Genomic DNA, 11,289 nt, shown 5'->3' on the forward strand with positions numbered 1-11,289 from the left:
CGAAACGGAATATCTAAAAAGAAAGGTAGGGTGAACATTTATGAAAGTGAAGGGTGTTAATTTAGGAAACTGGCTTGTTCTGGAAAAGTGGATGAATCCGGCATTGTTTGAAGGAACCACGGCAGAGGATGAGTATTGGCTTCCAAGACAGTTGCCAAAAGAGGTGTATGAGGCAAGGATCAAGATCCATCGCAGTGAGTACATTACGGAGCGTGATTTTGTAACGATCAAATCATGGGGATTGGATGCGGTTCGTATTCCGGTACCATATTTTATTTTTGGAGACAGAGAGCCGTTTATTGGATGCATTGAGGATCTGGACAAGGCATTCAACTGGGCTGAAAAATATGGATTGAAGATACTGGTCGATCTGCATACTGCACCGGGGGGACAGAACGGATCTGATAATGGCGGAATCTGCGGCGTGTGTAAATGGGCACAGAATCCGGAAGAGGTGGAATTTGTTCATACCGTATTGGAACGACTGGCACAAAGATACGGACACAGAGAAGGACTCTGGGGAATTGAGCTGATCAATGAACCGGCATTGCAGGGAGCATGGGAGCTTCTCAATATTCAGAAAAGATATCCACCGGTAGACGAGGAGATGGCGAAAGGAAGCGCTCCGATCACCGTGGAATTCATCCGAAAGTTTTATCTGGATGCGTATGACCGCATTGAAAAATATCTGTCAGAGGATAAATACATCGTTATTCACGACGGATTCGAACTTACTATCTGGAAAGATTTTATGCGGGAAGAAAAGTATAAAAATGTCGTTCTGGATACCCATCAATATTTGATGATGGCAGAAATGATGGGATGTGAGCAGACAGTAGAAGGATACGAAAAATATGTGAAAGAGCACTTCATGAAGGAGATCGAGGAAATGCAGCAGTATTTCCCGGTTATCTGCGGTGAGTGGTGTCTGTTTAATTCTCTTGCCTGTGGTTGGGATACTAAGGGAGGACAGACTGTTCTTAACGGACTGGAAGGTGCTTCTGTGGAGACGTATACTCCAGAGCAGAAAAAGGAAATCTATCAGGCGGTTGCCAAAATGCAGAAGGAGGCCTGGGATAAGGGATCCGGATATTTTTACTGGAGTTATAAGTTGCTTACAGATACAGTCAACACAGATGGCTGGGTCGGCTGGGACAGCTGGGATCTGGGACGTTGTGTTGATTTTGGATGGTTTCCGTTAGATAAATAAATTACAAAATAGGAGGTAACAAGTATGAATGATAATAAGATGAATCCAAATGCAAGACTTACCTTTTTAGAGCGTTTTGCTTATGGTATAGGAGATTATGCAGGAAATTTAGTATATTCTGCAATTAGTGCATTTTTGTTGGTATATTACACGAATGTGGTGGGAGCCAGTGCAGCAGCAGCCGCTTCGATCATTGCAATTTCAAAAATATTTGATGGTATTTCAGATCTGGTAATGGGATATATTATTGATCATACCCATAGTAAATGGGGAAAAGCCCGTCCATGGATCGCCAGATTATGTATTCCGCTGGCTGTGTGTACGGTTCTGATGTTTACCGTTCCGGCATCATTTGTTGGCAAGACACAGTTAGCTTATATGTTCCTAACATATAACTTGGTATCCACGATCTTCTATACAGGAATCAATGTTCCGTATGCTACGCTTAACGGATTGATGACAACCAACCAGTATGAGAGAGGTCTTCTTGGCAACTTCCGTAACCTTTTGGCAACGGCAGGAACGATGACGATCAACACCGTCGTATTAAAGATGACAGCAGCTTTTGGTGGTGGAGATGTTTATTCCCAGAAAGGTTGGTCGCTGACATTTATCGTTTTAATGATCGTATTTGTAATCCTGAATATGTTCACATTCTTTATGTGTAAAGAACGTGTCGTAGAGAGTGGTTCCGATCAGAAAGAAACAAAGGAGAATCGGATTTCTTTCTTCAAGGGGATCAAGGGATTATTTGTAAATAAGTACTGGGTACTGCTTGTAATCGCAATCTTTGCAATGTACTTTATGATGTCCTGTTTCTTCGGATCAGCTGTATATTTTGCGCAATATAATGTTGGAAATGCCGGAAAATACGCAATTATTTCGAACTGTCTGTCCATGGCACAGATTGCATTTCTGTTTGTGACACCGTTTATCATGAAAAAGGTTTCCAAGAAAAATCTGTTTATGTGTGGAATGGCTGTTTCCGGAATCGGATTCCTTCTCTCCGGTTTTACAACAAATGTAACACTTACCTGTGTATTATCTGTTGTAAAGGGTATGGGATTTGCTTGTGGAGGAGCATCCATGTTTGGTCTTTTGCAGGATGCGATCACTTATGGAGAGTGGTACAACGGTTATGGTACTGCCGGCATGGGCAACGCAGCTTCCTCTTTCTGTATGAAAGTTGGATCCGGTATCGGTACTGCAGCACTGGGCTGGGTTTTAGGTTTCGGTGGATTTGATGCAAAGAATGCAGTACAGTCGGCAAAAGCATTGGCTGCGATCAACTGGTCCTTTGCTTGGATCCCATTTATAATGGTTGTGATCGTCGTAATCTGCATGGTATTCTTTGATCTGGATAAGAAATACGATCAGGTTATCGCAGATCTGGAGCAGGGAAAGCATCGTAACGATCAGTAGTAATTTGTAATCTGACAGAAAGCGTGCATTTGTCAGCAGTTTTCTATTAATAAAAAAGACCTTCCGAGATCATTATGGTTTTGGAAGGTCTGTCTTATATGAATCTATGCGTGATGGAGGAATGTTATGAAAGACTTAGAAAGAAATGATATAATATTTGGCGCAGCATATTATCCGGAGTATATGCCCTACGAACGTTTACAGGAGGATATTGCCATGATGCAGGAGGCAGGTATGAATACTGTCCGTATTGCCGAGTCGACCTGGAGCACGTTGGAACCGGTCGAGGGGAAATTCGATTTTTCTTATGTTGACAAAGTTCTTGCAGCGGTAGAAAAAGCCGGGATGTATGCAGTGATCGGGACACCTACTTATGCCATTCCTTCCTGGCTGGAAAAGAAATGCCCGGAGGTGATGGTATTTAATGGTTACACCAGAGCAAAATATGGACGGCGCCAGATCATGGATATTGTTCATCCGGTGTTTCGGCAGTGTGCTGAAAATGTGATTTGCAGATTGCTCGAACATACAGCGAAGAATCCGTGTGTTATCGGCTATCAGATTGATAACGAGACAAAACATTACGGCACTGCTTCTCCTGAGGTACAGGCAATGTTCGTGGAGTATCTTAAAGAGCAGTTTCATACGACAGAGCGGTTAAATGATGTGTTTGGACTGCGTTATTGGAGTAATTCGATCCATGACTGGTCAGATTTTCCGGATATGGCCGGATGTATTCACGGCGGGCTTGCCAGTGAATTTGCCAAATTTCAGAGGAGTCTGGCGGCAGAATATCTGATGTGGCAGTCCGAGATCGTAAAGAAATATAAGAGGCAGGATCAGTTCATTACGCATAATTTTGATTTCGAATGGAAGAAATTCGGAGCGGATATTGCTCAGGATGGATATTCTTATGGAGTGCAGCCGGACATAAATCATTATGAAGCGTCTAAGGCAGTAACGATTGCGGGAACGGATATTTACCATCCGACACAAGATGATCTGACCGGGGCAGAAATCGCATTTGGCGGTGATTCTATCCGTACCTTGAAGGATAGTTCATATTTGGTACTGGAATGCCAGGCACAGGCATTTAAATACTGGACGCCGTATCCGGGGCAGCTGCGACTGCAGGGATACAGCCATCTGGCAAGTGGTGCCGAAGGGATCATGTACTGGAACTGGCACTCCATTCATAACGGATATGAGACATACTGGAAAGGCGTTTTAAGCCATGATCTTGCTGTAAATCCTGCTTATGAAGAAGCCGGAATGTTTGGAAGAGAGATAGCAGGAATCGGAAAGGATGTCCTGTGCATTTCAAGAAAAAGCCCGGTGGCATTGGTAGTAGATAATCAATCATTAACCAGTTTCCGGTGGTTTCCAATTGACAAGGATTTAAGCTATAACGATGTGGTACGCCGGATGTATGACTGCCTGTATGAAATGAATATTCCGTGTGATGTGATAGATATTCATCAGATGGAAGAACGCTTTGAGCAGAAGGATAAGCCATATCAGATGATCGTTACTCCTGCGTTATACAGTGTTTCAGATACCTTTATACAGAAACTAAAGAAATATGTACAGTCAGGGGGTGTGCTTGTCAGCTCCTTTAAGTCCTTTGTGTCAGATCGTCATTTAAGCGTGTATCCGGATGCGCAGCCTCATGGTATGACCGAGTGCTTCGGTATGAGCTATAACCAGTTTACTGAGCCTGGGCGGATCAAGGTTGCCGGAGAACAGGTTTTATATTTTGCAGAATTGCTAAAACCGGACAGTGCTCAAGTAATGGAACAATATGAGCATAAATACTGGGGAAAATATGCGGCGGTTACAAAGAATTCTTTTGGTCAGGGATATGGATATTATATCGGTTGTTACGTAACAAAGGACAAGCTGAAAGAAATATTGAAGGATGCCATAGCATGTGCCCACATTGACAATTATTTTAAGGATAATATTATGTGGCCGGTGATCGTTCGCAGTGGGATCAATGATAAACATGAGAAGATCCACTATATTCTTCACTACAGCGAAGATGAGAAAGAGATTCCATGTCCTTTTGAAATGGTGGAAGATATTCTTACCGGACAGTGTTATAAAAAGGAGCAGAGTCTGCCGTTGAAAGACTGGGGCGTTATGATTTTGCGGGAGAAGGAAGGAGGAAAAGAATGAAGCTGACCTATGTAGAAAGTGTTGGAATAAAAAAGCTTGAACAATATGAAAAGACAGTGGAATTTGTTGATGATGACGGTGTGGAGGATCAGGTGATAAACGTTTATCCGCAGGTGAAATACCAGAGCTTTGAAGGATTTGGCGGAGCTATTACGGATGCGGCAGGTTATGTGTTTCAACAGCTGGATCCGGAGCAGCAAGAAAGAATTCTCACGATGTATTTTCATCCGGACCATATGAATTACCGGAAGGTGAGGATCCATATGGACAGCTGTGATTTTTCAACACATTTGTATTCTGCCATAAGCGATCCGCGGGATCAGGATCTGGAGTCATTCGATTTTTCGGACACAGAGAAATATATTCTTCCGCTTCTTGCTGCTGCGCAGAAGATGGCACAAAAGCCATTAAAGATCATGTTGTCTCCATGGTCACCGCCTGAATTTATGAAGACAAATGATTCGCGAAAAAATGGTGGAAGCTTAAAAAAGGAATATTATCCGTTATGGGCAAAATGTATCTGCCGTTATATCACAGAGTTTGAAAAACGTGGCTATGAGGTGGAGCGTATATCAATACAAAATGAACCAAAGGCTGTCCAGCTCTGGGACTCCTGCGTGTATTCTGCAGAGCAGGAAAAAGAATTTCTTACAGATCATTTATACCCGGCGATGAAGCAGGCCGGTCTGGAGCATGTAGAGATCTTTATATGGGATCACAACAAGGAACGTGTTTTTGAAAGAGCCTGCGATCTGATCGATGCGACAACAGATGGCATGATTGCCGGAACGGCATTTCATTGGTACAGTGGGGATCATTTTGAGGCATTGGACCTGGTACGACAGCAGTTCCCGGATAAAAAGCTTATTTTGTCTGAAAGCTGCCTGGAATACAACAAGTTTGATTCTGCTGCAGAATCGGTCAATGCCGGTCGACTCGCTCATGATATGATTGGAAATTTGAATCATGGTCTGAATGCATTTTATGACTGGAACATCCTCTTAAATAAAGAGGGGGGACCAAATCATGTGGGAAACTATTGTGATGCACCGTTCTTGTTTGATGAGGAACGCAAGGAATTGCTGCAGAGGATGAGTGCGGATTACTACTGGCATTTTGCACATTTTATCCAACCTGGTGCAGTGCGTCTTGGCTTTAGCAGATATACCGATGAGATAGATGTCACTGCATGGGAAAATCCGGATGGAAGAATTGTATTGATCCTGTTAAACCGTGGAGAAGAAGCAGTACCGGTTCATATACGGATTTCCGGAAAAGAAACAGAAATTGTTCTGTCTGCCCACAGTATAGTCAGTGGTGTGATCAGTGGGGAGTAAATGGATTGATCATTTTTATGCAGCCGAAATGACTCGTTTTGAGAAGATACCGAGAGTACATTTTTTATGAAATGGAGGAAACAAATATGCTTAGAAATCCAATATTAAAAGGTTTTAATCCGGATCCTTGTATCTGTCGGAAAGGGGAGGACTATTATATTGCCGTATCTACCTTTGAATGGTTTCCGGGGATTCCGATCTATCATTCTCGCGATATGAAAAACTGGGAGCTTTATACCCATGTGCTGACAGATGACAGCAATCCGGATCTAAAAAAACTTCCATCAGCGAAAGGAATTTGGGCACCATGCCTGACTTACTGCGAGACAGAGGATATGTTTTACGTGATCTATGGTGTGATGAATTCCATGAATGCACGTTATTTTGATGTGGATAATTTCCTGATCACCGCTAAGGATATTAAGGGACCATGGAGTGAGCCTGTATATTTGCATTCCTCCGGTTTCGATGCATCTATTCTTCACGATGATGATGGGCGAAAATATATTGTATCTTTGGATTGGGAGACAAGAGAAGGCTATGAGAAACCGGGAGTGATTGCTGTTTCTGAGTATGATCCGGAGAAAAAGGAGATTATTGGGTATCCAAAACGGATCTGGAAGGGTGGAACAGACAGAGGCTGTATTGAAGCACCACATCTGACCAAACGAAATGGATATTATTATATTATGTGTGCCGAGGGAGGAACCGGATATAATCATTGTGTAACCATGGGGCGTTCCAAAAATGTATGGGGACCTTATGAAGGAGATCCACAGAATCCAATCGTTACGTCTAATCCGATAGAGTCCAACGAAAGACATGATCCGGACCATTTAAAGCCAAAGTATTTCAACCCGGATGTGGTATTGCAGAAAGCCGGTCATGGAGCTATGTGGAGACGCAGCTTGGAGAGGTATATCTGGTACATCTTTGCTCCAGACCATTCCGCCCGGAGCTTCGCTGTACGCTTGGCAGAGAGACTGCCATCCAGAAAATGAAATGGACCGAGGATGGGTGGCTTCGCATGGCAGACGGAAGCAATATTGCCAAGGAATACTGCGAAGAAAGTGAATTGCCGGAATATAAGGTGTCCGAAATACCGGACTTTGATGATTTTGACGGAACGGAGCTTGGCAACTTTTATTATGCACCTCGTCTCATGCCTCAGAGCTTTGCAGACATTCATGCTAGAAAAGGATATGTCCGATTAAGGGGACAGGAGTCAAGAACTTCTCTAAATAAGGTGAGTATTCTGGCAAGGAAACTCACAAGTGTTTATGCAACGATAACGACAAAGATGGAGTTTGTGCCGGAGGTACATCAACATTCGGCAGGTCTTATCATTTATTATGATAATATGAATTATATCAATCTGCGGAAATATTACAGCGAAACGCTGGGACAGAGTGCAATTTCCATTATTGCTCTGGAAAATGGAGAGAAGACAGAATTTGTCAATACAAGAAAAGCAGTGGATGATGTACCGATCTATTTCCGATTGGAGATCCGAGGGAAACATTCACAGTTTTATTGGGGGTATGATGGGGAACATTATGAAAAGATCGGCATCCCATTTGATACCACAAAGTTTTCTGATGAGTATTGTAAATATGGAGAGTTTACCGGAACAATGGTGGGCATCACCTGTGCAGATCGTGTTAAACACAAGCATTACGCCGATTTCGATTTCTTTGAATATGTGGCAAAGGAAGACTGCCCGGTGGAGTAGAAATACTTTATTTGTTTTAAGATATATAATGATGGCAGTGATTCAGAACTGTAATTATATGCCTTGCCATACGATTAGTCATGGATGATGATTAATCGTATGACGGCAAAGCATTGGTAAAAATGATTATGAGATAATCTTATTCTATAGTTATCTTACTTTTTTCAAAGGCCTTGATCAGTATAGTGCCAAGGATCAGACCAACAATTCCTTGAATGGCATTGGCCGGGATGTTGACTGCAGAAGCAATAAAGCCATACATAAACCCTTCAAATACATAATAACCAAGTACCATTATGATCTCAGCTAAGATACCGCTGACAATGCGTGCAGGAAGATTATGACCTAAAGATTTGCGTATCAACTTAAAGGTATAGCAGGCGATCAGAGCCATAAGACCTTTAATAATAAAGGTGGCCGGGGCATAGACGAGATAACCGGATAATAGATCGGCTAATCCGGAACCAAGACCGGCTGCAACAAAACCGTATACCGGAGATAACATCCAGCCACAAAGCAATACGATGCAGTCACCAATATTTAAGTAGCCCTTTAAGGGTGATGGGAATTTGATGATCATTGTTGCAACGCAGGCGAGTGCTGCGAAGAGTGCTGCGGTTACTAATTTCTTTGTTTTCGTTTCCATAATTTTTACTCCTTTGTTTTTATTCATGTGACAGTATACAATAAAATTGATCGGATAACAATATAAAGCAGAGAACTCTGAAATCGAAAGTCAATTGACAAGTACGCGTTTCAGGGTATAATGTAATAGGATTGTTTGTGTTGGAATGGAGGATATCTATATGGACAAGTTGTACATGGTCATATTATTGTTAACAATAATTCCTATACTGATTTGTATAAAATATGCCAGAAAGGTAAAAAGTGATGTGGCAGATTCTATTACCAGATGTTTGTTCTTTGTGACAATCACGATAATTAGCAATATCGTATTTGCTTTTTCGCAGTATCAGCTGGTGGCATATTTTATGGAAAGTGTTTATTTGTTTTTCTTTGATCTGGTGTTGATATACATATTACAGTATTCCCAACAATATACAAGGGTATTTCATGAAGTGTCCGCATTTCGAATCGGATGCTTTATTGTTGCGTATTTGGATGGGATTTCTTTGCTCTTAAATACATTCTTTCACCATGTCTTTACGTTAAAAAAGGTAAGCTATATAGGGATTCAAATGTATTGTATTAGCAGCAAAACTATTTTTTATGATCTGCATTATGTTTTTGTGTATTGTTTGATGTTTTGCGCGATTGCATCTTTTCTTACAAAGATCATGCGTATTTCGAGCTTTTATCGCACGAAATATATTCCGATCTTTGTAGTCCTTTGCGTGATCATGGCATTGAACATGGCGTGCAATGTTTCCGGCTTTCCGTTGGATCTGTCACTTCCGTTTTTTGTGTTTGCGGCAATTTTGATATGTTATCTGACCCTGTATCGGACGCCGAGGGAACTGATCGAAAAGACGTTGTCTTTCGTTGTAACTAAAATGAATAATTCGGTAGTTTGTTTTGATATCAATCAAGAGTGTGTCTATGCAAATGACCATTTTCGCAGTAGCTCTCATCTACAAATGACGATTTTTCAAAAATTACACAGCTGATACGCCGTTGGATCAACGAGAATGATTTTCAAGATCAGAATAGTGTGGAGACGAGTAGTCAATGGGTTATTGACGGTGTGACGCATTATTTTGATATTGAATACCGAAAAATATTTGCAAAAAAAGGGGAGTATATCGGATTCTTCTTGAATTTTATAGACACTACGGAAAAACGACTTGCCTTTGAAAAAGAAAAATTTTTGGCAACGCATGATGCTTTGACCGGATTATATAATCAAAGTTATTTTGCAACAAAGGTGTCAGAGGTCTTGCAGCAAACGCCGGATGTGGATTGGCTGCTGCTTTGTTCTAATATTAAGGACTTTAAGTTGATCAATGATCTCTTTGGTCTGGAAAAAGGAAATGAAGTGTTAAAGATGGAGGCTGATCTTCTGAAAAAATACTGCGGTAAAAACGCTGTCTATGGAAGGATCGGTGGTGATAAATTTGCAGTATGTATTCCAAAGGATCAATTTCTAGAGCAGAAGATTATGCAAGTGATACAAGATATGGGCCAGACTTTTAATAATAATATGTATCATATGCATATATATATCGGTGTCTATGAAATAACAGATAGAGACGAAGATGTTTCGATCATGTGTGATAAAGCAAATATTGCTATTAAAACCTTGCGCGATAATTATGACAGATCAATTGCATATTATAGCGATACAATATTGGACAAGACGATTAAGGAAAAGCAGCTTGTGGGAGATTTTGATGAGGCGATTGAACAAAAACAGTTTTGTATGTATTTACAGCCTCAGATGACATCGGATGGTAAAATGATCGGTGCAGAAGCTCTGGTGAGATGGCAGCATCCAAAACGCGGACTGATCTTCCCGGGTGACTTTATTGAAATTTTTGAGCGAACAGGACTTATTTACCGTCTTGATCGATTTATATGGGAGCTTGCTGTACAACAATTGGCAAAGTGGCAGAAAGAGGGACGTGATGAGCTATACATATCTGTAAATATTTCGACCAAAGATTTTCAGTATATGGACGTTTATCTGACGATCACATCTCTTGTGGAACGGTATGGCATTATTCCATCTACTTTGAAGTTGGAGATTACAGAGACGGCGATCATGATGGGAAATGCCGGAGAACTTGAAACTATTGGCCGTTTTAGAAACTATGGTTTTGAAGTGGAGATTGATGACTTTGGCAGTGGATATTCGTCCCTCAATACATTAAAGGATATAGACGTTGATGTGTTAAAGATCGATATGGGCTTTTTGAGGACAACCAGATCGGAGCGATTAGAAAGAAGTATGTCAATCTTAAATATGATCATTTCGCTAAGCAAAGTCCTTGGTTTGTCCGTGGTGACAGAAGGTGTGGAGACAAAAGAACAGGTCAGCCGTCTCTCGCAAATGGGATGTGGAGTGTATCAAGGGTATTATTTTTCCAAGCCAATCCCAGTCCATGAATTTGAGGAGCGGTATATGTAAATTAACTGAAACTTCCCATATCGGAAGTTCTTGTCCGAACCGCATATTGCTTATTATGTCGGCAATAAATAGAATATTTTGCAGTCGACAAACTAAATTGTTCTGTCATCCTAGAACTAAGATAATTGCCGCAGAACGCAACTTTTTTGCGTGATTTCTTATTTTGTTAAGTCTCTGATAAATACATGCCCGAAGGAATGTCTGAGATGTCCTGGTTTAGCAAGGTATCATCCATTTTTGGACGGGACGCTTTCGCTACGATGCGCTACGTCACGTTACTTAATGTCTCTGAAATACGAGACATAAGTAACGACGAGCGCAA

The 11,289-nt window shown here is 41.4% G+C and carries 9 protein-coding genes; 8 read left to right on the top strand and 1 reads right to left on the bottom strand.

The genetic code is table 11. The features are described 5' to 3' along the window. Positions 1 to 40 precede the first annotated feature (40 nt). The 6 genes from DW981_RS07405 to DW981_RS16140 all read left to right on the top strand — a co-directional run bounded on the left by DW981_RS07405 (position 41) and on the right by DW981_RS16140 (position 7,879). The gene (locus tag DW981_RS07405; protein WP_118507275.1) at positions 41 to 1,210 is read left to right on the top strand and encodes a cellulase family glycosylhydrolase; all 1,170 of its coding nucleotides are present in this window, start codon (positions 41 to 43) and stop codon (positions 1,208 to 1,210) included. A 24-nt stretch (positions 1,211 to 1,234) separates the two neighbouring features. Beyond that, positions 1,235 to 2,632 (top strand): glycoside-pentoside-hexuronide (GPH):cation symporter, encoded by a 1,398-nt coding sequence (locus DW981_RS07410; protein ID WP_118507276.1) that lies wholly within the window; start codon positions 1,235 to 1,237, stop codon positions 2,630 to 2,632. 126 nt (positions 2,633 to 2,758) lie between these two features. Beyond that, positions 2,759 to 4,810: a beta-galactosidase gene (locus tag DW981_RS07415; RefSeq protein ID WP_118507277.1), complete on the top strand. Its 2,052-nt coding sequence runs from the start codon at positions 2,759 to 2,761 to the stop codon at positions 4,808 to 4,810. After that, positions 4,807 to 6,147, top strand: coding sequence for a glycoside hydrolase family 30 beta sandwich domain-containing protein (locus tag DW981_RS07420; RefSeq protein ID WP_118507278.1), 1,341 nt, complete (start codon positions 4,807 to 4,809; stop codon positions 6,145 to 6,147). Before DW981_RS07415 ends, DW981_RS07420 begins: the two co-directional genes overlap by 4 nt. Positions 6,148 to 6,233: 86 nt before the next feature. Continuing rightward, the gene (locus DW981_RS16135) at positions 6,234 to 7,148 is read left to right on the top strand and encodes a family 43 glycosylhydrolase (RefSeq protein ID WP_347474529.1); all 915 of its coding nucleotides are present in this window, start codon (positions 6,234 to 6,236) and stop codon (positions 7,146 to 7,148) included. Beyond that, the gene (locus DW981_RS16140) at positions 7,043 to 7,879 is read left to right on the top strand and encodes a hypothetical protein (protein WP_347474530.1); all 837 of its coding nucleotides are present in this window, start codon (positions 7,043 to 7,045) and stop codon (positions 7,877 to 7,879) included. Before DW981_RS16135 ends, DW981_RS16140 begins: the two co-directional genes overlap by 106 nt. A gap of 139 nt (positions 7,880 to 8,018) precedes the next feature. Here DW981_RS16140 and DW981_RS07430 read toward each other — a convergent pair whose 3' ends face one another. Beyond that, positions 8,019 to 8,525, bottom strand: a complete 507-nt coding sequence (locus DW981_RS07430; protein WP_022024761.1) for an ECF transporter S component — start codon at positions 8,523 to 8,525, stop codon at positions 8,019 to 8,021. A gap of 160 nt (positions 8,526 to 8,685) precedes the next feature. On the opposite strand from DW981_RS07430, the gene DW981_RS07435 reads away from it, so the two are divergent. Then, complete coding sequence (locus tag DW981_RS07435; RefSeq protein WP_118507279.1) at positions 8,686 to 9,507, top strand: hypothetical protein; 822 nt, start codon at positions 8,686 to 8,688, stop codon at positions 9,505 to 9,507. A gap of 44 nt (positions 9,508 to 9,551) precedes the next feature. Then, the gene (locus DW981_RS07440) at positions 9,552 to 10,967 is read left to right on the top strand and encodes a bifunctional diguanylate cyclase/phosphodiesterase (protein ID WP_118507280.1); all 1,416 of its coding nucleotides are present in this window, start codon (positions 9,552 to 9,554) and stop codon (positions 10,965 to 10,967) included. Positions 10,968 to 11,289 lie beyond the last annotated feature (322 nt).

The sequence above is a fragment of the Clostridium sp. AM49-4BH genome (assembly GCF_003478335.1).
GTDB lineage: Bacteria > Bacillota > Clostridia > Lachnospirales > Lachnospiraceae > Butyribacter.